The sequence below is a fragment of the Streptomyces pratensis genome, assembly GCF_016804005.1.
GTDB classification, from domain to species: Bacteria; Actinomycetota; Actinomycetes; order Streptomycetales; family Streptomycetaceae; genus Streptomyces; species Streptomyces pratensis_A.
This window is the reverse complement of sequence record NZ_CP051486.1, coordinates 2,223,193-2,245,566: the sequence shown is the minus strand read 5'-3', so window position 1 is coordinate 2,245,566 and position 22,374 is coordinate 2,223,193. Positions and strand designations below refer to the sequence as shown.

The window sequence follows — 22,374 nt, the reverse complement described above, 5'->3', positions numbered from 1 at the left end:
GCATTTTCACGCTCCGGATGGCTCCAGTCGCTCGGCGATCGCCGCGATTTCGGACGGGCCCACCCGGCAGCAGCCACCGACCAGCCGTGCCCCCGACCGCTGCCAGCCCCGCACCCTGCCCGGTTCGAACGTGCCCCTGCCGGTCCAGTCGCGGCCGTCGGCGTTCCACTCCTCACCGCTGTTGGGATACACGACGACGGGCTTGCCGGTGGCCGCCGACGCCGCATCCACCGCACGGTCCGCGTCGACCGGATCACAGCAGTTGACCCCCACGGCCACCACCTGTTCGATGCCCGCGACGAGTCCGAAGGCCTCCGACAGGGGCTGCCCGGCCCTTGTCCGGTCCCCCGCCACGCTGTAGGAGAGCCAGACCGGCACGTCGAGCTCCTGGACGACCCGCAGCAGGGCCTCGGCCTCGTCGATGTCCGGCACCGTCTCCAGCGCCAGTACGTCCGGGGCCGCCGCTGCCAGTGTCTCCACCCGGGGCCGGTGGAAGCGTGCCAGCTCGCGGACGGTCAGACCGTACCGGCCCCGGTACTCGCTGCCGTCCGCGAGCATCGCGCCGTACGGTCCGACGGAGGCGGCGACCCAGAACTCCCGTCCCGTCACCGCACCGGCCCGGCGGGCCGCCTCCACGCTGCCGGCCATCAGCTCCGCCGCCCTGGCCCGCCCGATGCCGTGCCGCGCGAACCCTTCGAAGGTCGCCTGATAGCTGGCGGTGATGAGCACCTGCGCACCCGCCCGCGCATAGGCCGTGTGGGCGGCCTCGATCTGCTGGGGCGCGTCGCTCAGCAGCCGGGCCGACCAGAGGGCGTCGGACAGATCGCAGCCCTGTGCCTCCAGCTGGTTGGAGAGGCCCCCGTCCAGCAGAAGGGTCCCCTCGGCGAGCGCCTCGCCGAGCGTACGGCCGGGTGGGACATCGGGTGTACGGCCGGGGTTCACGGCGGCTCCTTGCTGTCGGCTGGGTTCGGACGGTCCGCGATCGGCCGCGGTCCGGTCGGTGGGCTGATTGCCGTCGGTCGAGCGGACCCACCCTGTCGCACGGCAGGTGGCGCGGTCCCGGCGGCCACCTACCGCCGACGGGACGGCCACGTGGTTCCGCCCGGTCCCGCGACAGGTCGCGCGGTCCGCCCCGTCGCGCAGGAGAGGTCGCGCGGTCCCACCCCGTCCCCCGCAGCAGGTCGCGCGGCCTCCTGCGGTGGGGAGGCCGCACCATCCGGTCTGCCGGCCGGGCGCTCCCGTCAGCCCAACTGGGACTGGACCTGCGACGCGATGAGCTCCAGATGCTCCAGGTCATGGAGGTCCAGGACCTGGAGGTAGATCCGGGACGAGCCGATGGCGGCGTACCGGCCGATCTTGTCGACCACCTCGTCGGGCGAGCCGGCCAGGCCGTTCGCCTTGATCTCCTCGACCTCCCGGCCGATGGTGGAGGCGCGCCGCGCCACCTCCGCGTCGTTCTTCCCGACGCACACCACCAAGGCGTTGGAATACACCAGGTCGTCGGGCGCCCGCCCGGCCTCCACGGCCGCGTCCCTGACCCGGCCGAACTGCTTTTCGCTGTCCTCGATGGACGCGAAGGGGATATTGAACTCGTCCGCGTACCGCGCGGCCAGCCTCGGCGTGCGAACCGCTCCGTGGCCCCCGATCAGGACCGGCACCTTGGCCTGGGCGGGCTTGGGCAGCGCCGGCGAGTCGGTGAGCTGGTAGTACGTCCCGTCGTAACTGAACGTCTTGCCGGTCTCGGTCTCCCAGAGGCCCGTGACGATGGCCAGCTGCTCCTCCAGCCGGCCGAACTTCTCCTTCGGGAACGGGATGCCGTACGCCTTGTGCTCCTCCTGGAACCAGCCGGCACCCAGGCCCAGCTCGACCCGGCCGCCGGACATCTGGTCGACCTGGGCGACCTGGATGGCCAGCACCCCGGGAAGACGGAAGGTGCCCGCCGTCATCAAGGTGCCCAGACGGATCCGCTTGGTCTCGCGGGCGAGCCCTGCCAGGGTGATCCACGCGTCGGTCGGGCCGGGCAAGCCGTCCCCGGTGCCCATGCGCAGATAGTGGTCGGACCGGTAGAAGGCGTCGAAGCCGAGGTCCTCGGTGGCCTTGGCGACGGTGAGCAGGGTGTCGTAGTCAGCCCCTTGCTGGGGCTCGGTGAAGATTCGAAGATCCATGCCTCCATCCTGCACCTTCGAAAGCGCCGCGCCCCGTCTCCCCTGCCTCTCCGGCCGTGGTGGGCGTGCCCGGCTTCCTCACGAACCGGCTCACGGCTGTCCGGCGACGAAACCCGCCGGTCCGCGGATCACTCCGAAAGGACCGTCATGCCCCCGGTTCACCTCCTGCTCGCCGCCCCACTCGCCCTCCTGCTCCTGCTCGGCAAGCCGTCGCAGCATGCCGTGGACCCTGTCCACCGACTCGTCGACGGCGTCTATGGCCTCGATGCACTGCCAGTAGAGTCCTTCTTCCTCCGTGCCGCAGGCGACACCCACCAACGCGATGCCCGCCTCACCGAGCAGCAGCACGAGATCGGCCAACGCCTGCGGGACATGCGCCACTTCGGTGAGCTGCGAGGCCCGCACGCCTCCGGCCGGAACCATCGGGTGGTCGAGCACTGCGCTGCCCAGGGCGCACGTTTCACTGAGCGCGCGTGCCTCGGTCCGTAACTCCGCCGGTCCGCACCTCGCCAACTGCCCGCCGACCGCGCGGGCGAGCGCCTGTGCCTGCCATGCCTCCGCCATGACGGCCGGCACTCCCCGGCTCTCCGCCAGCGCGCTCCTGCCCGCCGCGATCAGTCGCTCCGCTTCCATGCGATTCCCCCGTCACCGAGACCATCCGTGAAAGAACCCGCTCACCTCTTCATTACCCACAGTGAGGTGCATGGCACCTGAAAGCCAGAGGAAATCGGAAATCTGTGGACAGGAAATCGATTGTGTATAAGTTGATCACTCCAAAGAGTGACGATCCGTCGGCTCGGCTCCGTCCGCCACGGGGAAGCGCTGTTCATTCCGGTCCATCTTGGCTGCCAGTGCCGCCAGCGCGTCGATCCCGAGGACCTCGCAGAACTGCAGCAGATACGCCAGGACGTCCGCGACCTCATCCGTGACGCGGAACGCCTTGTCGGGGTCCTCCATGACTCTCGCCGACTGTTCCGGCGTCAGCCACTGGAAGATCTCCAGGAGTTCGGAGGCCTCCACGCTCAGTGCGGCGCAGAGGTTCTTGGGGGTGTGGTACGGCTCCCAGGCCCGGGACGCCGCGAAGTCGGCCAGCCGCCGCTGCAGTTGTGCTACATCCAGTTCGGTCACGGCGTCAGGTCTACCACCGTCGCACCGGCCGTCCCCCGGGCCGTCGCCGCGGCCGTCCCGCCGACCGTCCCCAGCAGGCGCATGTGCCCGTCCGCACAGATCGAAGCCGCCAGAGCGAGCAGTTCCCCGGTCTGCCGCAGGTCGAGGCTCCGGTCGAGTCCGTCGGCCAGGACGGTGAGAGCCTGCATGGCCGACGGCACCTCTGCCGCAGGGTCCACCACCAGGACATGAGGTCCGGTCAGCAGTACGAGCGCATGGGCGAGATAGCGGAGTTCACCGTCACCGAGGCGGCCGATGGGTGTGCTGCGCCCCTGGCCCCGGCCGGTCGACGCCTGCACCCTCCCGTCCTCCAGGCGCTCGGCGGTCAGTCCTGTCACCTGTCCCGCACACCCGGCGTCCACGCCGGCGACCAGCCTGGCGTGCCGCTGGGCGCACTGGCTGTGGGTGCGGTACAGGACGTCGGCGAGGTTGTCGCAGCACGAGGTGAGCCGCCCCTCCCCGACCGGCACGGCCGCACGCATCAGTCGCGGCTGAGGATCACAGACGAATGCCGACCGCAGTGCCACCACCACCTGTTCGGCCGCGCTGAGCACCCTGAGCTGACCGTCCGTCGTTCCCGCGACCCGTAACGGCAGCAGCGCGGTGCCGAGCCGGTCGTCGGGGAAGGGGGCGCGTGTCACCGGCACCGCTCCGGCGGTGTGCCAGGCGGCCTGGACGGAGGGGCGCCGTGGATCCCGCAGCGCCGTGCTCAGCAAGGTCTCGCCGTGGTCCGTGAGCCGCTCGCCCACGATGCGGAGTGCGGGCTCGGCCTGCACGGCGAGATCCAGTCTCACCGGGCCGGCCGGGCCCTCCACCGTGCAGCCGAGCCTGAACCCACGCCGCCCCTGCGCGTCGGCGCCCACACTTTCGGGCACCCAGGCCGCCGGATCGGGGAAGACGTCCTCGAGGGTGTCACCGGCGGCCAGCCGCGCGAGCGCCTCGTACCCGCGGAGGGCCGTCGTCTTACCGCTGCCACTGCCTCCGGTCAGCAGCGTGAGCGGGCCGAGCGGGATGACGGTGCGGCGGTGCGAGGCGAAGGCGTCGAGCCGGAGCTCACCGACGAAAGGGCGGGCGGGCCGGGCCGCACCGGAGGGCGACGGAACCGTTGGCCCCGAGGAGATCACAGTCATGAGCGGACCGTACGCACGCCCGTGAGCGCCGAACCGTTCCGCCCGCACTACCTTCCTACGATCGAGGTACCCCCGCGCGACCTCCTACGAATGAGGTACGCCCGCCGCGGTGACCCCCTCGACCTCCATGCCGACCGGCGCGAGCAGGAAGACGTTGCGGTCCACCCGGTGCATCCCGCTGCCGAGCCCGAAGACCACACCGCTGCTGAAGTCCAGGATGCGCTTCGCCACGTCGTTCTCGGCGCCGGTGAGGTCGAGCAGGACCGGAATCTGCGCCACCAGGTATTCGGCCACCTCTCGCGCGTCCGCGAACACCTGGACCCGCAGAACGACCAGGCGCCGCTGCTCGGCCGACTCCCGCTGGTCCGGGGCCGACCGGTGGTCGACCCGGGACGGCCATTCGTTGCGGCCCCTCAGGGGTACGACCTGGGCGAGTCCTTCCCACTGCTCGTCGGTGGCGTCGTACCTGTCGTACCTGTCGTACCTGCTCACAGAACCACCCCGTCCATGTGCCGGTTGGCTGTGCGCCGGCTGCGCTCGCTGTTCATCGGGCAATTCTCTCGCCCCTCACCCGTTCGGCGTACCACCGACACGGGCCGGAACGTGATCGGCGGCGTCCGGAGCGCCCGCGTCGCCCGGTTCCGCGAGCGTGTCGAGCGGTGTGAAACGGACCGGGAGATGGGCGGGGGCACGGTGGAAGGGGCCCGGTCGCCAGACCAGCGCCTCGGGCGTGACCGCCAGTTCCAGGTCGCAGAGCTGACTGGTGAGCTGCTCGATCGCGGTCATCGCCATCAGCAGGGCGGGCTGTCTGGCCGGGCACCGGTGCGGTCCGGTCGACCACGCCAGGTGGGCGCCGTGACCGGAGCGCACCGCGGGGTCCATGACCGAAGGCGGCGACTGCGTGTTGGCGGCGGCGAAGGAGACCAGCACCAACTGCCCGGCGCGCAGCGGAACCCCGTGGAACTCGGTGTCGTGGCGCGGGAAGTGCGCGCCCATGTTGGCCAGCGGCGGATCGCGCCAGAGCACGTCGTCGACCGCCTCACGCGCGGTCATGGCGCCGCCGTGCAGCGAGCGTCCGTAACCGGTGTCGCTGAGCATGCGTAGCAGCGCGTTGCCGATCAGGTTGGTCGTGGGGTCGTGCCCCGCGCTCATGATGAGCGTGATCTGGCGCACGGCCTCGTTGTCGTCGAGACCTGCCGGATGGCCGAGCAGGTACGTGGTGAGGTCACGGCCCGGTCTGCGCCGCCGGTCGGCGACGAGGGCGGTGACGACGCCGACCAGATCGTCGTAGGCAGCCCCCGCATCGGCTGCGGAGTCCATCATTCCGGCGGTACCGCGGACCACCCGCTCGGTGTCCTCCGGGGCCACGCCGAAGGAGGCCGTGAAGACGTGCAGGGGCAGCCTGCGGGCGTACTGGGCGATGAGGTCACCGGTGCCGGTGGCGGAGAACGCGGCGATGAGCCGCTGCGCGACCCGGGCGACCTCCGCACGCAGCAGATGGGGTTCGATCAGGGCGAGGGTGTCGTTGATCGCCTCACGGTAACGGGCGTGCACGGCGCCGTCGGTGAAGAGTGCGGTGGGCCGGTGACCGAGCACGGGCAGGACCGGTGAGTCGGCAGGCACACCCGCCTGCCAGGCACGCGGGTCCTTGGTGAAGGTCTCGGTGTCCCGCAGCAGGTCGACGGCCGCGTGGTAGTCGGTGACCAGCAGCGCGTCGACGTCCGGAGCGATGCGCACCCTGGCCAGCGGCCCCTGGGCGCGCAGCCGGCGGTAGTGGCCGTGCGGATCGGCGGCGAAGCCGGCGCCGTACAGCGCGAGCGGCTCCAGGAGCGAGGGGGCGGTGCCGGGTGAAGTACCGGACTCGGCAGAGGTCATGACGATTCCTGGGACGCGGGCAGACGGGTCAGAGCGTGCTCGGCGAGGGCGATCAGGGCATCGATGCTGCCCCGGCGCTCGCGGGCGTCGCACTGCACCAGTGGGGTGCGGGGATCGAGGTCGAGGTGCTTGCGCAGGACCTCGTCCGCGTGGGCCGGGGCATCGGGAAAGCGGTTCACGGCGACGGCGTACGGGAGTCCCTGCTCCTCCACCATGTCCATGACCGCGAAGGAGTCCTCCAGCCTGCGGGTGTCGACCATGACGAGAGCGCCCAGTGCTCCCCGGGCGATGTCCTCCCAGAGGGGGAGGAAGCGCTCCTGTCCCGGGGTGCCGAACATGTAGAGCACCAGGTCGTCCTGGACGGTCAGCCGGCCGAAGTCGACGGCGACCGTGGTCGTGGTCTTCTCCGGAAGCCCGGCGGTGTCGTCGACTCCCGTGCTGGACTGCGTCATCACCTCTTCCGTGTGCAGGGTCGGGATCTCCGACAGCGTCCGGATCAGGGTCGTCTTGCCCACGCCGAAGGGACCCGTGACGACAAGTTTCATCAGGGTCTCGGCGGCACTCGGCAGATAGCCGATGCCGCCCCGGTCAGTGGAGTGAACGGAGTCCAACGAGCAGCCTCTCGACGAGCGACCGGTCGATCTCACCGGCACTGGGGATCGGTGGTCGAGCGTGCAGATGTCCTGCGGCCACGAGGTCCGTGGCCAGGAAGACCGTGGCGCTGACCGGAAGTTCCAGGTGGGCAGCGCACTCGACGACGGTGAGGGCTCCCGGTTCAAGGAGCTCGCAGAGCCTGCGCTGCTCCGAACCCGTACCCGGCGGAAGGGCCGAGCCCGTACGGATGAGCACGGCGAGCCGGTCGAGCGTGGGGCCGGTGGGCGCGGAGCGGCCACCGGTGACCAGGTAGGCGGGGATCAGGCGGCGCCCTGGGCCGGGGGTCATGGCCGGGTGGCAGCGTCCGGTTGACGGGTGGGGGCGTGCATGGCCCGGGTCAGCGCGGTGACCTGCACCTGCATCTGGTACGCGATGTTCCCGAGGTGCGCGTCGGGGGCCGCGAACAGGGCGAGAGTCGTGTTCTTCCCGGCCGGTACGACGACGGCGAATCCCAGATCGGACTCGACGACCGTCTGGGCCAGACGCGGCGACTCGGCCTCGGTGAAGGCGGTGGTGAAGGCACGGGCCGCCGCGTGCAGGGTGGCCGTCATCGCGGCGACCCGCTCGGCGGACGCGCGTTCCAGGCCGGGCGACGCGCCCTCGACGAGACCGTCTCCGGTGGCGACCACGGCGTGCTGTACTCCGGGCAGCTCCAGCAAGGGGGTCAGCACCCAGGCGAGATCACCGGCGGTGGGGGTGGTGCTCACGTCTCGTCGTCTCCTCGGTCGTCCGATGGGGATGCTGTGGGTGCCGGTGGCGCGGGCGCATTCCTGCCACTGAGAGTGCCCTTCTGAAGGGCGGCCCAGGCCGCTCCGGCCTGCTCCGGGGTACGGAGCAACGGCTCCTCCTCCGCCTGCTGCCGCGTCGTCGACGCCTCCGGAGAAGCCGTCCGGGGCGATCTGCGCCGCCGCGTGGGCAGCCCCGCCGTCCGCACCGCTTCCTCGGCGGCGGACTCGGGTACCGGACCGGGTCCAGCGGGCTCGGGCCCGGGAGCGGCCGGTTCGGCAGATGTCGGCTCGGCAGATGTCGGTTCGGCAGATGTCGGCGCCGGTGGTGCTGGGACGGCGGATTCAGGCGCCGGTGCGGCGAGTGCCGGGGAGGCGGCCGGTGCGGCAGGCGTCGGAGCCCCGGCGCGCGGGGCGGTCTCGGGAGACGCGTCCCGCGCCGAGGACGCGGCGGGCGAGGCGATTTCGGCGGGAGCCCCGGCACCCACCGCGTGCACCGGCTTCGGCGCGAGTACGGACAGGGTCCGGTCGTCGTCCATCACGGTCAGCAGATGAGCCGGAATACGCAGCATCGTGCGCATCCCCCCGTAGGGCGACGACTCGATGTGGCAGCTGAAGCCGTACCGCGCGATGAGCCGCCCCACCACGGCGAAGCCGGTCTGCGGCGGATCGCCCAGCTCGGTGAGCAGCACCTCGGACGGGCCGGTCAGCAGTGCGCGGGCACGTTTCAGCGCGTCCTCGTCCATACCGATCCCGGCGTCGTCGACCAGGATCAGCGCCCCGCGGCCCGTGGTCTGCTGGACCGTCACCGGGACCTCGGTGTCCGGGTGGGAGTACGCCGTCGCGTTGGCAAGCAGCTCGGCGAGCGCGATCGCGAGGGGTTCAGCGGCACGGGCGACCAGCGCGAGCCGCTCCTGACGCAGATGGTTGGCGACCTTGATTCGCTCGTACCCGGCGACCCGCGACTGGGCACCGAGCACGACCTCGACGAGTGAGGAGTTCTGCCGGGCGAGCCCCGGCCAGGCGTCGCAGAGCACGGCCGTGGCCTGGGTACGCCGCAGGGCCAGCTCGTTGCGGAAGTCGAGCTGCAGGATGCGTGGGTCGTCGTACTCGTGCTGGAGCTCGTGCAGCAGGTGCTGGGACTGGTTGAGCAGGGACTGGATCTTGGCGGAGGTGCCGCGCATGGCCGAACGGGCCGCCGCGTCGACGCGTTGGCGTTCCTCCAGCACCGCCGTGCGCGCGGCCTGTACGGCTTCGGTCAGCAGACGTGCGGCGTCACCCTCGATCCCCGCGGCCTCCCGCAGCCCCGGAACGGGCGCGGCCCGGTGGGAGAGTGCGACGGCGGCGGCGGGAATCCGCTTCCGGGCGAGCTGGCGGATCTCCTCGGTGAGGGCGAGGGTACGGGCCTCGGCCGCCTTGGCCTGGCGCTCGGTCAGCTCGGCGCGTGCCGCGGCGCCGTAGGCCTCCCTCCTGGCCTGATACATACGTGCGGTCGACCATGTCGCCACCACGACGGCGGCCAGGGCCAAGATCCATGCCACGACGCCCGTCACCGCGTCTCTGTTGTCGTGGACGGTCCGCGGCCCGCATGGCGGCGGGGCCGCGTGCCGCTCCCCCCGGGGGTCACGCCGGACCGCCGGTACACGCCACGTCGGCCTCATGGGCGGCGGCGGCCACGTCGGCCATCACCTGCAGGACACCGGGGAGTTCGGAGCCGTCCAGGTGCCGGTACTCGCTTCCGATGGTCACCACGAGCCGCTCCGGCAGGCCCAGTGCCGGGTATCGTGCCTCGCCGATCACCCGGCGGGCCGCCTCTGCCGCGGGGACGCCTGCCGCGTGGAGGGCATGGGCGCGTTCGCGTACGTACGTGAGGTAGCCCATGTGCTCCCGTACCCCGGCCGGGTCGAGCACCGGTCCGTGACCGGGCACGATCACCTCCGCGCCGGTGGCCAACACACGTTCACAGGCATCGATCACATTGCTCAGCGGGCCTGCCCAGTGCACAGGATGGTCCCCGGGCTGCTGCGGGGTGGACGAGAAGATGACGTCGCCGCTGAACACCGTCCGCTGCGTGGGCAGATGGACGATCAGGTCACCCGTCGTGTGTGCGGGCGGCAGGGACGACACCTGGACCGCGTAGTCCCCCAGGGTCAGTTCGAGCTCCCCGGTGAACCAGGTCGTCGGCCGCACCGCCTCGGTGGCCGACCAGTCGAAGGCTCCGAAGTGACGGCGGAGATACCCACCGAGGGGTGTGGACGGATCACTTCCGGCCACCAGGGCGTGTTGCTGCTGAGGAGTGGGGTCGTAGTGGAGGTGCTCCCGAGCTTCCCGGGTAGCGATGATCTCGGCTTCCGGCAGCACTCCGGCGCCCCAGAAGTGGTCCCCGTTGGCATGGGTGACGATCACGCGGTCGACGTCCGCCCCGTCGGGCAGGCGCTTACGGCTCTCCATCAGGAACTGCCCGGCCAGAAACGGGTCGTAGGGGGTGTCGATCCACAGAGCACCGCGCTGCGACACGAGAAGACCGCAGTTGGCCAGGCCCCAGCCCCGCTTCGGCGGCATCCAGGCGTACAGGCCCCTGCCGAGGTCCACGACGTCCCCACCCGTGATCGACATGGGGCGATTATGCCGACCGTGATGCGGCCGCGCGTTCGAACTCGGCCAATGCGCGGACCCTGTGACGCAAAATCACCCCTGGCTCGAAGTGCCCTCGGTGCACCGGTGACCGTCCGGGGTCACTTCGGACCGCACCCACAGGTGATTTTCCGCCTGAAGTACGAGATATCGGCTGTCGAGTTCGCACGGGACGACGAATACCCACACAACGGCGACAGAACCTGATTGCGCCGACTACCCACCGAGCATGGCTGAAAACAGCCTCCGCGCGGATCATGAAGGCAGGGCCACTTTGCTTGTTTCTGCTCGATTGACCCATGTAACATGCAGAATCGATCAAGCAAACGTCAATTCCACCCGACTCACCCCACCAGGTGCGAGCAGCAGCGGAAGCGGAGCGCGGACATGTCGCATGTCGAGACCGAGACAGCCGGCCAGCCGGAGTGCTGGCGCCGCGCCGAGGAGGTCGCCGCCGACCGGGAGGCGGCCCTCCCCGCCACCGGCGAACGCATCGCCGTCGTCGGCTGCGGAACGTCGTTCTACATGGCCCAGGCGTACGCCTCGCTCCGCGAGGCATCCGGACAGGGCGAGTCGGACGCGTACGCCGCTTCGGAGTTCCCCTTCGGACGCTCGTACGACCGGGTCGTCACGCTGACGCGTTCGGGAACGACGACCGAGGTGCTCGGCCTGCTGACCCGGCTGCAGGGCACCACGCGGACCGTCGCCGTGACCGCCGACCCGCGGACTCCGGTGATGGCCGCCGCCGACGAGGTGGTGGTCCTCGACTTCGCCGACGAACGGTCCGTGGTCCAGACGAGGTTCGCGACCACCGCTCTGACCCTCTTCCGCGCCCATCTCGGGCTGCACACCGACGAGGTCGTCCGGGACGCGGAGACCGCCCTGGCGGAGCCGCTGCCCGAAGGACTCCTGGAATGCACGCAGTTCAGCTTCCTGGGTAGCGGCTGGACTGTCGGCCTCGCCAACGAGGCGGCGCTCAAGATGAAGGAGGCGTCCCTGTCCTGGACGGAGTCGTACCCGGCGATGGAGTACCGCCACGGCCCGATCAGCATCGCCACGGCCGGAACCGCCACCTGGATGTTCGGCGCCGCCCCGGAAGGGCTACGGGAACAGGTGCGGGCGACCGGGGCCCGCTGGGTGGAGAGCGGCCTGGACCCCCTGGCCGACCTGGTCCGGGTCCAGCGGCTGGCCATCGCCCGCGCGGCTGCCCGTGGGCTCGATCCCGACCGGCCGCGCCATCTGACCCGGTCGGTGGTGCTCGACACGGCCGCCGGGTCCTGAACGCGTCACGGCATGCCGAGTACCGGGCCGGCGGGCAGCCCGGTACACGGCCGTGACCGTCGGGGTCAGGCCCCCTCGAAAGGCCGTGACCGCTGAGGTCAGGCCTCCTCGAAGTAGGCGTCCAGCGCCTCGTCGAGTTCCGCCGTCCACACCTTGAGGTCGCTCCGGGACCCGGCCTCGACCTCGGCGTTGAACCACCGGCGGCTCGACAGGTGGACGGTCACGGTGAACCGGCGCCCGAAGCGACCGGTCTTGACCTCGACCGCGCCGATCTCGGCCCAGTCGAACTCCGCCTCCTGGTCGTCGAGCCGGAAGCGGACGCCCTCGGCGTCGAGCCTGATGGATCCGCGCCGGTCGCTGACCTCGAAGACGGGGCCGTCCTCCGGGCCGGCGCCCACGCGCACCACGTCGGCCGCCGGGGAGGCCTCGTCGTCCACGGCGTCCTCCGGGGCTCCGCCGTCGGAGGCCGTGGCATCGTCCACGGCCTCCTCGGCCGTCCCCTTGGTGAGTGCGTCCGCGACCTCGGCCTCCCGGGTCTCCTCGGGCGCTTCGGTCTCCGCTTCCGCCTCCGTCCGCGCGGGGACAGGGGCCGTCAGGCCAGGGATGTACGCCGGGTCTGTCCCCGCGGCGAACTCGGGCTTGGTGTTCGAATCTATGCGCTGCTCCACGGCGGGCAGTATGGACGACGAACCTGTACGAGACCAGTCACGCCGCCTCCGCCCGGCCCGTCGCCGGGCCGTCGGACGCCGGTATTCCGCCGTTCGGCGGCCTCCGGACACGAAGCCCGACCGAAAACGAACCCGACCCGAAGACGAACCTGACCGAAAACGAATGACGGGTGGTGCGGGTTCCGCCGAACCGCACCACCCGTCATTCCTGTCCCTCTGTCACACGCCGGCGCGTCAGTGGTACCGCCCCGGCGAGGACTCAGTAGGCCGAGTCGACGTTGTCGATCGAGCCGTACTTGTCCGCGGCGTAGTTGCACGCTGCCGTGATGTTGGCGACCGGGTCGTAGCTGTCCGTCGACGTACCGGGCACGTGGTAGGCCTCGAAGGTCGGATCGATGACCTGCAGCAGGCCCTTCGACGGGATGCCGGCAGCTGCGTTCGAGTCCCAGTTGTTGATGGCCTGCGGGTTGCCACCGGACTCGCGGATGATGTTGCGGTGGATGCCCTCGTAGGTGCCGGGGATCCCGTGCTCGGCCATGACGGCCAGCGACTCCTTGATCCAGCCGTCGAGGTCGTCCGTGTACGCGACCGGCTCGGCGGCGGGCGCGGCTTCGGCGGCGGGAGTGGCCTCGGCGGCGGGCGCGCCCTCCGCTGCGGCGGAGGTGCTCGCGCGCTCCGAGCGGTCGGCGCGGTCAGCGCTCTCCTCGGCACGCTCGGACGAGGCGGAAGCCTTGGATTCGGCCTTTCCGGCCTCGTCCGCCGACTTGCTCTCGGCCTTGGCGTCGATAACAAGCTTCAGACCGGGGTGAATCAGGTCGGGGTTTCCGCCGACAACCTTCTGGTTGCCCTCGTACAGAGCCTTCCAGCCACCGCTCACGGAATGCTCGCGTGCGATCTTGGCGAGCGTGTCACCCAAGATCACGGAATAGGTGGCGGACTCGGACTTCTCGGCGGCAATTCCCTTGCCGGACGCGGCAGTCGACGTCGCAGCCTTTTCGACGACGGCCGGCTGGGCCGGGGCCGCGAAGGCGCTGGTCGCACCGATCACGGGGAGGGCCAGGGCGGCTCCGCCCGTGCTCACGGCGATGATGCCGCGGGTCAGTGAACTGGTCCTGGAACGACGGTGCTTACCGTTTTCGGGCATGCTGGATTCCTCTCCGTCGCCTGCGAAGTGAGCTGTCGGGTTCGAGCTGGAGATGCCCGGCCGCAAGCGAATGCGACTTCACCCCGAGCCGCTCCGGAAACCGGATCGGCGCTTACTTGGGTCCCCCGCTCCTGCCGTACGAGAAGTGGTCGGGTAACCGGACGGCGGCAGGATTCGGCGTTCCGCCCGGAGTGATGGTGACCGTAGGCGAGAAATAGGGAAAGGAACAAGCCTGGCCGAGTGATCACAATTCATTCGCAAGATCAATTCTCGGGAATTCATGTAATCCACCCCACATCGCGTTCTCCATTCTTCTTGGCACAGAAGGGAACCGACCGGCCCGACGCAGCGTCAGCAGCCCCCGAGGTGACCCTGGTCACGGAGTCCGATTCGGGCGATTTGCTCCCGCATGAGGGGCCCCAGGTCACACGAAATGGCCTTTTATGGATTACGGGATCAATTCCAAAAAACAACCTAAATCGGGCATAAGGCTCATGCTTGCCGCCTACGCGCATACCGAGGGCGCCCGCGTGGAACCGATCCGCCTATGACTGAAAGTCCCTACGTCTCGGCCCCGCGGATCACCGTCCTGCCCGTACAGCCTGGAAATCCGCCCTTCCGCATCGTGGAGATCGACGGAGAGGTGATCGGGAGCGCGACCGCCATGACGGACGTGCTGATCGCTGCCGCGGCGGCCGGCATCGCGGTCCACGACCTCGACGACCCGGCGGCCGTCCGTTGGGTGGGTGGCGGCAAGCTCAGCTGGAAGCCGCACTGAGGGGGGCCTCGCCCGGAAGCTCCACGAGGGCAGCCGAGCAGCCGCGGGAGGGCGGTGGCGAAGCGATCCCGAGGAGTACTCCGCCGAGGACCGGCCTTCGGTGCGGAGCCACCCACCCTGGGTGGCTCCGCAGCGCACTCGCACCGCGCGTCGCCAAGCGGCCTGACCTCACGGCGGGGGGCTGTCAGGCTCCCGGCGCCAGGCTTGTCGGCCGCTGCACCAGGCCGGCAGAGCCGCTGGCACCAACCCCGTGGGCCGCCGACCCGGCAAGCCCGCTGTCACCACACCTGTGGACCGCCGTCCCGGGCCGGCCGAGCCGCTGCCACCAACCCCGTGGGTACCAAACCCGACGGCCGCTGTCCCGGCGTCCCTGCCAGGCCTGCCGCCCGCCGTCACCACCACCACCGCCGCCGCCTGCGCTCCCCCGAGTACGCGGGGGACACCCGTAGGGCACCTGGTCGATGTCTCCACGCCGTGGGCCGGCGACGACGCCTCATCAGGCCCGGCGTCGTGGCCGGTGGCCAGGACCGCGCCGACCGGGAGTGGCCCCTCGCTCATGCCTGTCGCAGTCCGTCGAAGTGGCCGCTCCCGCCGCCCTTCACGCCCCGGCTCGACACCACTGCCACTCTCCCGATGGAGTCGCAGATACGAGGTGGAAATCGTATGTGCATTGTAAATGCGAATGCTGTCCCCATATTGTGGCGCACATGCAGTCCTACACCATCGGGCAGGCGGCACGTCTTCTCGGCGTCAGCCCCGACACCGCCCGCCGCTGGGCGGACGCCGGCCGGGTCGCGACCCATCGCGACGAGAGCGGGCGACGTCTCATCGACGGCCGTGACCTGGCGGCCTTCTCGATCGAAGTCGCCCAGGCCGGGCCCGGCGAGGACGAAGTCCCCTACACCTCCGCGCGCAACGCCTTCCCGGGCATCGTCACCGCGGTGAAGCTCGGCGACGTGGCGGCCCAGGTCGAGATCCAGGCCGGCCCGCACCGCCTGGTCTCGCTGCTGACCCGGGAGGCCGTGGAGGAACTGGGGCTCGAGGTCGGTATGCAGGCCACGGCCCGCGTGAAGTCGACCAGCGTGCACATCGACCGCACCTGACGCGGCATCCGCCGCCGAACGGCGGCTCATTTCGAGGAGTTCTCCTGATGTCCTTCACCCTCACCGGCCGCCGGACCGGCGCCGCGGTCCTGTCGGCGGCTCTGCTCGCCACCCTCGCCGCGTGCGGCAGCGACGGCGACGGCAAGGACTCCGCGGCACCGAAGACCGAGCTGACCGTGCTGGCCGCCTCGTCCCTGACCGATGTCTTCGCGACGGCCGGCGCCGCGTACGAGAAGGCACACCCCGGAACGAAGGTGACGTTCTCCTTCGCCGGGTCTCAGGAGCTCGCCGCCCAGGTCGGACAGGGCGCGCCCGCGGACGCGCTGGTCACGGCCGACACCAGGACGATGGACGGGCTGAAGGCGGAGACCGGCAAGCCGACGGTCATCGCGAAGAACCGCCTGGTCATCGCCACCGGAGAAGGCAACCCCGAAAAGGTCGAAGGCCTCAGGGATCTCGCCGATCCCGGGCTCAAGGTGGTCCTGGCCGCCCCCGAGGTGCCGGTCGGCCGCTACGGCAAGCAGATCCTGGACACCCAGAAGATCGACGTGAAGCCGGTCTCGCAGGAACCCAACGTCCGCGCCGTTCTCAGCAAGGTCGAGCTCGGTGAGGTCGACGCCGGCCTCGTCTACCGGACGGATGCCGCCGCCGCCACCGACAAGGTCGACGCCGTCGACATCCCCGACGAGCAGAACGCCATCGCGAGCTACCCGGCCGCGACACTGAAGTCGTCGGGGAACGCAGAGGCCGCAGCGGCGTTCGTCTCCTGGCTGTCCACACCGGCGGCGCAGAAGATCCTCCAGGACGCCGGCTTCCAGAAGCCGTGACGGCTCGGCCCGGACCGCAGGGAAACGCGATGAAACAGCTCCGCAGCCGCCCGTCCGGCCCCCGCACCCCGCTCACCCTGGCGATTCCCGCGCTGCTCGCAATCCTGTTCCTGATGCTGCCGCTGGCCGGCATCCTGGCGCGCACCTCCTGGGGCGAGCTCGGCACTCACCTGACGAGCCCGGGCACCACACAGGCCCTGAGACTGTCGCTGCTCGTCTCCGCATGGGCGCTCGGGCTCTCGCTCGTGCTGGGCGTGCCCCTGGCCTGGCTGCTGGCCCGCGTCGACTTCCCCGGCAAGGCACTCGTACGCTCGCTCGTCCTGCTGCCGATGGTGCTGCCGCCGACCGTCGGAGGAGTGGCGCTCCTGCTCGCGTTCGGGCGGCGGGGGCTCCTCGGGCCCTGGCTGGAGGACACGTTCGGCGTCACCCTGCCGTTCCACACCTCGGGTGCCGTCCTCGCCGCGACCTTCGTCGCGATGCCGTTCCTCGTCATCAGCCTCGAAGGCGCCCTGGGCGGCCTGCATCCACGGTACGAGGAGACCGCGGCCTCTCTGGGGGCATCCCCGGTGCGCGTCTTCTTCACCGTGACCCTGCCGATGGTCGCCCCCGGTCTGGCCGCGGGCGCGGCGCTGACCTGGGCGCGGGCGCTCGGTGAATTCGGCGCGACCATCACGTTCGCAGGCAATCTGCCGGGCACCACACAGACCCTGCCCCTGCAGGTGTATCTGCTGCTCCAGGACTCCCCCGAGGCGGCCACGTCCGTCTCGCTGCTGCTGCTCGCCATCGCCATGGCGGTGCTCGTCGCCCTGCGCGGACGCTGGGCGGGGGCGCCCCGCTCCGCCGCTGCCTCGCGCCACACCTCCGAGGAGCCCGCCCCGGAGCCACCCGCGGACGGCCCGCCCGTCGCCGCCGCGCCCCCCGAGCCCACCGAGAGCTGGTCGCTGCACGCCGAGGTCACCGGTTTCGACCAGCTCACCCTCGACGCCGAACCGGGCACGACGATCGCTGTCGTCGGCCCGAACGGTGCGGGCAAGACGACCCTGCTGCGCGCGCTCCTCGGCCTGACGCCGCGTGCGCACGCCGCACTGCGCCTCGGGGACACCGAAACCGGCAGCCTGCCCCCGCACCGGCGGGGCGTCGCGTGGGTCCCGCAGGACGGTGCCCTCTTCCCGCACCTCTCCGCCCTGGCCAACACCGCCTACGGGCCCCGCGCACACGGCGTACCGCGCGCCGAGGCCCGGCGCGGCGCCCGGCAGTGGCTCGACCGCCTCGGTGTCGGTCACCTCTCCGACCGCAAGCCGGCCCAGCTGTCGGGCGGCCAGGCACAGCGCGTCGCGCTCGCCCGCGCGCTGGCCGCGCGTCCCCGGCTGCTGTTGCTGGACGAGCCGCTCGCCGCACTCGACCAGACCACCCGTGCGCACGTGCGCCACACCCTGCGCACGCATCTCGACGGCTTCGGGGGCGTCTGCCTGATCGTCACGCACGATCCCGTGGAGGCGGTCGCGCTGGCCGACCGCGTTCTCGTGCTCGACGAGGGGAGGGCGCTGCAGGACGGGCCGCCCGCCGAGGTCACCCGTCATCCGCGTTCTCCCTGGGTCGCCCGGATGCTCGGCCGTAACGCGTGGCCCGGCACGGCCACCACCGAGGGCCTCCAGCTCCTCGGCGGGGGGCACCTCGTCGCAGCGGAACCTCTGCCCGCAGGCACTCCCGCCCTCGCGGTCATCGGTCCCGAAGCCGTCTCCGTGCACCGTGAGAGGCCGAGCGGCAGCCCGCGCAACGTCTGGCCGGGTACGGTCCGCGAGATCACGGCCAGTGGCAGCCGGCTGCGTGTGCTGATCTCCTCCGCCGAGGCACCCGACCTCGTCGCGGAGATCACTCCGCAGGCCGCCTCCGAACTCGGCCTGGCCGAGGGGGTACCGGTCTGGACGAGTGTGAAGGCGACCGAGGCGAAACTCGTACCGAAGTAGGGGCCGTCAGTCCATCAGGCCGGCGGCGACGGTCGCTCCCAGTTCCCAGCACGCCCCGGTGTCGGCCTTCCCCGGCTCGCCCGTGACGGTCACGGCGTCGGCCGCACGGCGCCAGCCGAGTCCCGTCGTGATGGTCTCGATGCCCCGCACGGCTCCGGTGACGTCGTTGCCGCCGTGCACGTAGTAGCCGAAGGGCCGGCCCTTCGTCGCGTCCAGGCAGGGGTAGTAGACCTGGTCGAAGAAGTGCTTCAGGGCGCCGGACATGTATCCGAGGTTGGCCGGGGTGCCGAGCAGGTAGCCGTCGGCCTCGAGGACGTCGGACGCCGTGGCGGAGAGCGCCGCCCGGCGCACGACCCGCACGCCTTCGATGTCCTCCGTCGTCGCGCCGGAGACCACCGCTTCGAACAGCGCCTGGCAGTTGGGCGAGGGCGTGTGATGCACGATCAGCAGAGTGGCCACGGCACCGAACCTACCTGCTCGCCGAACCCCGCGCGCCACAGGGAAACACCGGGCGCGGGGGTGCGGGCGGTGCCTCAGCCGGCGGCGCGGAAGCCCCGCAGGCGCAGGCTGTTGCCGACGACGAAGACGGACGAGAAAGCCATGGCCGCCCCGGCGATCATGGGGTTGAGCAGGCCGGCCGCGGCGAGCGGGAGGGCCGCGACGTTGTAGGCGAAGGCCCAGAAGAGATTCGAGCGGATCGTGCCCAGCGTCCTGCGGGAGAGCCGGATCGCGTCGGCGGCCACCCGCAGGTCCCCGCGTACGAGGGTCAGGTCGCCGGCCTCGATCGCGGCGTCCGTGCCCGTCCCCATGGACAGGCCGAGGTCGGCCTGGGCGAGCGCGGCGGCGTCGTTGACGCCGTCGCCGACCATGGCGACGCTGCGGCCTTCCGCCTGGAGCTGCCTGACGACGTCGGCCTTGTCCTGCGGCATGACCTCGGCGATGACCTCGTCGATGCCGACCTGGGCCGCGACCGACTCGGCGACCGCCTTGTTGTCGCCGGTCAGCAGGATGGGCTTCAGCCCGAGGGCGCGCAGCCTCCGGACCGCTTCGGCACTGGTCTCCTTGACCGCGTCGGCGATCTCCAGGACCGCGCGTGCCTCGCCGTCCCAGGCCACGACGATCACGGTCTTCCCGTCCCTCTCGGCCGCCTCCTTGGCCCTCCGGAGCTCCTCGGGGAGCCCGATGGCCCACTCGGCCAGCAGCTTCTCGCGGCCGACGAGGACGGCGTGCCCCTCCACCACGCCCTGGACACCGAGACCGGGAACGTTGGCGAAGTCCTCCGGGGTGGGCAGTCCGCCCACGACGCCGGTGGCGCCCTCGGCGACGGCCCGGGCGATCGGGTGTTCGGAGGCATGCTCCAACGAGCCGGCGAGACGGAGCACTTCGGCCTCGTCCGTGGAACGGGCGGTGTGGACCTTCAGCAGCGTCATACGGCCGGTGGTGACGGTGCCCGTCTTGTCGAGGAGGATCGTGTCCGCCCTGCGCGTGGTCTCCAGTACCTCCGGCCCCTTGATCAGGATGCCGAGCTGGGCACCGCGTCCGGTGCCGACCAGCAGGGCGGTGGGCGTGGCCAGGCCCAGTGCGCAGGGGCAGGCGATGATCAGCACGGCGACGGCCGCGGTGAACGCGGCGGTGAGCCCGGCTCCCGAGCCGAGCCAGAAGCCGAGTGTCGCGAGCGCCAGCCCGATGACGACCGGCACGAAGACCGCGGAGATCCTGTCGGCCAGGCGCTGGGCGGCGGCCTTGCCGTTCTGTGCCTCTTCCACGAGCGCGGCCATCCGGGCCAGCTGGGTGTCGGAGCCGACCCTGGTGGCCTCGACCACCAGGCGGCCGCCCGCGTTGAGGGTCGCGCCGGTGACGGGGTCGCCGGCCGAGACCTCGATGGGGACCGACTCGCCGGTGAGCATCGAGACGTCGACGGCGGAGGAGCCCTCCACCACCGTCCCGTCCGTGGCGATCTTCTCGCCGGGGCGGACCAGGAAGCGGTCGCCGACCCGCAGTCCGGACGTGGGAAGGGTGACCTCTCCGCCGTCGCGCAGCACGGTGACCTCCTTGGCCCCCAGCTCCATGAGCGCCTTGAGTGCGGCGCCCGCCTTGCGCTTGGAACGGGCCTCGAAGTACCGGCCGGCCAGGATGAAGGCCGTCACACCGGCAGCGGCCTCGAGGTAGATGTTTCCCGCTCCGTCGCTGCGGGCGATGGTGAATTCGAATGGATGCGTCATGCCCGGCATCCCTGCCGTTCCGAAGAACAGCGCCCACAGCGACCACAGGAACGCGGCCGACGTACCGACCGAGATCAGGGTGTCCATGGTGGCTGCACCGTGTCTGGCGTTGGTCCAGGCGGCACGGTGGAAGGGCCAGGCCGCGTAGGTGACGACAGGGGCGGCGAGCGTGAGGGACAGCCACTGCCAGTACTCGAACTGGAGGGCCGGGACCATCGCCATCGCGATGACCGGCGCGGCGAGCAGGGCCGCGGTGACGAGGCGCTGCCGCAAGGACCGCAGCGCGTCGTCGGCGGGTTCGTCCTCGCTCCGGCCGACGGCAGGTCCGCCGGCGTCGCCCGGCTCGGGGCGGGGCGGGGCCGGGCGCCGGGCGGTGTAGCCGGCGGCCTCGACCGTGGCGATCAGGTCCTCGACCGAGGTGCCCTCGGAGAAAGCGACTCCCGCCTTCTCCGTGGCGTAGTTGACGGTGGCCTCGACCCCTTCCATGCGGTTCAGCTTCTTCTCGATCCGCGCCGCGCACGAAGCGCAGGTCATGCCGCCGATGGCGAGCTCGACCCGGGCGGCGCCGGGAGTCGTGGAGGTCATTTACTACTCCTCGTCCGAACAGGTCCAGTATACCCCTCATGGGTATCTGCCCCGACGCCCTAGGTATACCCCCCACCCGTATCTTGAGCAAGTCCGGGCGGGGCGGGTTTCACATACCCCCTACGGGTATACGCTCGATGGCGTCGAATCATCGCGAGCCCTCCGCGCAGAGAGCACAGGAGCACTCATGAACCCCGCCGTGAAGATCACCGCGTTCACCACCGCCCTCGCGGCGTCCTTCGGTGCCGCCTACGGCATCGGCCTCACCGTCGGGCCCGAGAGCGGCACCACCAGCCCCTCCAGCCACACCGGGAGCTCCGCGCCGCACACCGGCGACGGCCCCGCCGACCCTCCCGCCGGAGGCCTCCAGATCTCGGAGGGCGGCTACACCCTCGACCTCAGGACCCCGCGCGTGGAGGCCGACCGGCGGAGCGAGCTGCGCTTCGCCGTCCTCGACCGCGCGGGCCGGCCGGTCACGTCATTCCAGCGTGAGCACGACAAGGAGCTCCATCTGATCCTCGCCTCGCGCGACCTGGGCACCTACCGCCACCTGCACCCCACCCGGGCGGCCGACGGCACCTGGAGCACCCCCGTCAAGCTGCCCGCGGCGGGCGACTACCGGGTCTTCGCCGACTTCACGCCGGCCGGCAGGAACGCCGCCGGCCTCACGCTGGGCGCCGACCTTGCCGTGTCCGGGCACTACAAGGCGAAGGAACTCCCCAAGCCCGCACCGACGGCCGAGGCCGACGGGTACACGGTCTCCCTGAACGGCGCCCTGCGCCCGGGCCTGCCGGAGCACATCACTTTCACCGTGCGGAAGGACGGCCGGCCCGTCACCGGTCTCCAGCCCCACCTGGGCGCGTACGGTCACCTCGTCGCCCTGCGCGCCGGCGACCTGGCCTATCTCCACGTCCACCCGGACGGCGAGCCCGGTGACGGCTCCACGGAGCCAGGGCCGGACGTCTCGTTCACCGCGACGGCGCCCAGCGCCGCCACCTACCGGCTGTTCCTGGAGTTCAAGCACGGCGGCACCGTCCGAACGGCGGCATTTACCATGCCGTCCGGAGCCGAGGCGGGGACTCCGCGTCCCGAGGACCCCTCGGGACATGGGGACCGCCCCACGGACCAGCACGAGGACGCCCCGTCGGACGGACACGGGGGCGGCACTCCGGGCGGCCACGAGAGCGGTGGGAGCGGGCACTGACACCGCCGGATGCCTCTCGGTACGGGCAGCGTGCACGCACGGCCGGAGGCCTCTCGGTACGGGGCCGGGGGCACGCACAGCCGGAAGCCTCTCGGTACGGGCCGGGGCTCTCAGTGCCCCTCAGCCCTCGACGTGCCCCAGCCACATGCCCTGGGCGTCCGCCAGTGGCTCCCGCAGGAGCAGGGGCACGAAGCGGCAGGCGCGGGTCGGACCGGCGTCGGCGCCCCGCACCCGGTGCTGCCATG

The 22,374-nt window shown here is 71.3% G+C and carries 22 protein-coding genes and 1 riboswitch; of the genes, 6 read left to right on the top strand and 16 right to left on the bottom strand.

Annotated features, from left to right (window positions below; all coding sequences use genetic code 11):
• Nucleotides 1-6 precede the first annotated feature (6 nt).
• From mmuM to HED23_RS09760, 12 genes are all read right to left on the bottom strand, one after another.
• Nucleotides 7-942 carry a homocysteine S-methyltransferase gene (gene mmuM, locus HED23_RS09815; RefSeq protein ID WP_203183016.1) on the bottom strand — a complete coding sequence of 312 codons (936 nt, stop codon included), beginning with the start codon at nt 940-942 and terminating at the stop codon, nt 7-9.
• A gap of 299 nt (nt 943-1,241) precedes the next feature.
• Nucleotides 1,242-2,165, bottom strand: a complete 924-nt coding sequence (locus HED23_RS09810) for an LLM class F420-dependent oxidoreductase (protein WP_203183015.1) — start codon at nt 2,163-2,165, stop codon at nt 1,242-1,244.
• A 90-nt stretch (nt 2,166-2,255) separates the two neighbouring features.
• Nucleotides 2,256-2,798, bottom strand: a complete 543-nt coding sequence (locus tag HED23_RS09805; RefSeq protein WP_203183014.1) for a DUF6099 family protein — start codon at nt 2,796-2,798, stop codon at nt 2,256-2,258.
• 135 nt (nt 2,799-2,933) lie between these two features.
• On the bottom strand, nt 2,934-3,293 hold the full coding sequence (locus HED23_RS09800; protein WP_203183013.1) for a nucleotide pyrophosphohydrolase: 360 nt from the start codon (nt 3,291-3,293) through the stop codon (nt 2,934-2,936).
• The gene (locus HED23_RS09795) at nt 3,290-4,510 is read right to left on the bottom strand and encodes an AAA family ATPase (protein ID WP_203183012.1); all 1,221 of its coding nucleotides are present in this window, start codon (nt 4,508-4,510) and stop codon (nt 3,290-3,292) included. The genes HED23_RS09800 and HED23_RS09795 overlap by 4 nt, the downstream gene beginning before the upstream one ends.
• Nucleotides 4,511-4,546: 36 nt before the next feature.
• Complete coding sequence (locus HED23_RS09790) at nt 4,547-4,954, bottom strand: cell division protein SepF (RefSeq protein WP_203183011.1); 408 nt, start codon at nt 4,952-4,954, stop codon at nt 4,547-4,549.
• A gap of 75 nt (nt 4,955-5,029) precedes the next feature.
• The gene (locus HED23_RS09785; RefSeq protein WP_238441900.1) at nt 5,030-6,337 is read right to left on the bottom strand and encodes a cytochrome P450; all 1,308 of its coding nucleotides are present in this window, start codon (nt 6,335-6,337) and stop codon (nt 5,030-5,032) included.
• Nucleotides 6,334-6,948: a GTP-binding protein gene (locus HED23_RS09780; protein ID WP_203183010.1), complete on the bottom strand. Its 615-nt coding sequence runs from the start codon at nt 6,946-6,948 to the stop codon at nt 6,334-6,336. Before HED23_RS09780 ends, HED23_RS09785 begins: the two co-directional genes overlap by 4 nt.
• Nucleotides 6,926-7,279, bottom strand: a complete 354-nt coding sequence (locus tag HED23_RS09775; protein ID WP_203183009.1) for a DUF742 domain-containing protein — start codon at nt 7,277-7,279, stop codon at nt 6,926-6,928. Before HED23_RS09775 ends, HED23_RS09780 begins: the two co-directional genes overlap by 23 nt.
• On the bottom strand, nt 7,276-7,698 hold the full coding sequence (locus tag HED23_RS09770; protein ID WP_203183008.1) for a roadblock/LC7 domain-containing protein: 423 nt from the start codon (nt 7,696-7,698) through the stop codon (nt 7,276-7,278). Before HED23_RS09770 ends, HED23_RS09775 begins: the two co-directional genes overlap by 4 nt.
• Nucleotides 7,695-9,257: an ATP-binding protein gene (locus HED23_RS09765; RefSeq protein ID WP_274383003.1), complete on the bottom strand. Its 1,563-nt coding sequence runs from the start codon at nt 9,255-9,257 to the stop codon at nt 7,695-7,697. The genes HED23_RS09770 and HED23_RS09765 overlap by 4 nt, the downstream gene beginning before the upstream one ends.
• 82 nt (nt 9,258-9,339) lie before the next feature.
• Nucleotides 9,340-10,332 (bottom strand): MBL fold metallo-hydrolase, encoded by a 993-nt coding sequence (locus HED23_RS09760; RefSeq protein WP_203183007.1) that lies wholly within the window; start codon nt 10,330-10,332, stop codon nt 9,340-9,342.
• A 405-nt stretch (nt 10,333-10,737) separates the two neighbouring features.
• On the opposite strand from HED23_RS09760, the gene HED23_RS09755 reads away from it, so the two are divergent.
• Complete coding sequence (locus HED23_RS09755; RefSeq protein WP_203183006.1) at nt 10,738-11,631, top strand: SIS domain-containing protein; 894 nt, start codon at nt 10,738-10,740, stop codon at nt 11,629-11,631.
• A 98-nt stretch (nt 11,632-11,729) separates the two neighbouring features.
• On the opposite strand, the gene HED23_RS09750 is transcribed toward HED23_RS09755, so the two are convergent.
• Both HED23_RS09750 and HED23_RS09745 read right to left on the bottom strand, forming a co-directional pair.
• Nucleotides 11,730-12,299, bottom strand: coding sequence for a hypothetical protein (locus HED23_RS09750; protein WP_203183005.1), 570 nt, complete (start codon nt 12,297-12,299; stop codon nt 11,730-11,732).
• 259 nt (nt 12,300-12,558) lie between these two features.
• Nucleotides 12,559-13,443, bottom strand: coding sequence for a transglycosylase SLT domain-containing protein (locus HED23_RS09745; RefSeq protein WP_203183004.1), 885 nt, complete (start codon nt 13,441-13,443; stop codon nt 12,559-12,561).
• A gap of 4 nt (nt 13,444-13,447) precedes the next feature.
• Nucleotides 13,448-13,633: riboswitch (cyclic di-AMP (ydaO/yuaA leader) on the bottom strand.
• A gap of 357 nt (nt 13,634-13,990) precedes the next feature.
• On the opposite strand from HED23_RS09745, the gene HED23_RS09740 reads away from it, so the two are divergent.
• The 4 genes from HED23_RS09740 (at nt 13,991) to HED23_RS09725 (ending at nt 18,118) form a co-directional block, all read left to right on the top strand.
• Nucleotides 13,991-14,221, top strand: a complete 231-nt coding sequence (locus HED23_RS09740) for a hypothetical protein (protein WP_203183003.1) — start codon at nt 13,991-13,993, stop codon at nt 14,219-14,221.
• A gap of 707 nt (nt 14,222-14,928) precedes the next feature.
• The gene (locus HED23_RS09735; protein ID WP_203183002.1) at nt 14,929-15,324 is read left to right on the top strand and encodes a TOBE domain-containing protein; all 396 of its coding nucleotides are present in this window, start codon (nt 14,929-14,931) and stop codon (nt 15,322-15,324) included.
• Nucleotides 15,325-15,371: 47 nt separating this feature from the next.
• Entirely contained in the window at nt 15,372-16,151 is a 780-nt protein-coding gene (modA, locus tag HED23_RS09730; RefSeq protein ID WP_203183001.1) for a molybdate ABC transporter substrate-binding protein, read from the top strand.
• A 29-nt stretch (nt 16,152-16,180) separates the two neighbouring features.
• Nucleotides 16,181-18,118 carry an ABC transporter permease gene (locus tag HED23_RS09725; protein ID WP_203183000.1) on the top strand — a complete coding sequence of 646 codons (1,938 nt, stop codon included), beginning with the start codon at nt 16,181-16,183 and terminating at the stop codon, nt 18,116-18,118.
• A 6-nt stretch (nt 18,119-18,124) separates the two neighbouring features.
• Here the strand turns inward: HED23_RS09725 and HED23_RS09720 are convergent, their stop codons facing one another.
• Both HED23_RS09720 and HED23_RS09715 read right to left on the bottom strand, forming a co-directional pair.
• A complete protein-coding gene (locus HED23_RS09720; RefSeq protein ID WP_203182999.1) occupies nt 18,125-18,577 on the bottom strand; it encodes a flavodoxin family protein in 453 nt (150 codons plus the stop codon).
• A gap of 74 nt (nt 18,578-18,651) precedes the next feature.
• Nucleotides 18,652-20,925, bottom strand: a complete 2,274-nt coding sequence (locus HED23_RS09715; protein WP_203182998.1) for a heavy metal translocating P-type ATPase — start codon at nt 20,923-20,925, stop codon at nt 18,652-18,654.
• Between the two features lie 187 nt (nt 20,926-21,112).
• On the opposite strand from HED23_RS09715, the gene HED23_RS09710 reads away from it, so the two are divergent.
• Nucleotides 21,113-22,129 carry a hypothetical protein gene (locus tag HED23_RS09710; RefSeq protein WP_238441899.1) on the top strand — a complete coding sequence of 339 codons (1,017 nt, stop codon included), beginning with the start codon at nt 21,113-21,115 and terminating at the stop codon, nt 22,127-22,129.
• Nucleotides 22,130-22,374: the final 245 nt, after the last annotated feature.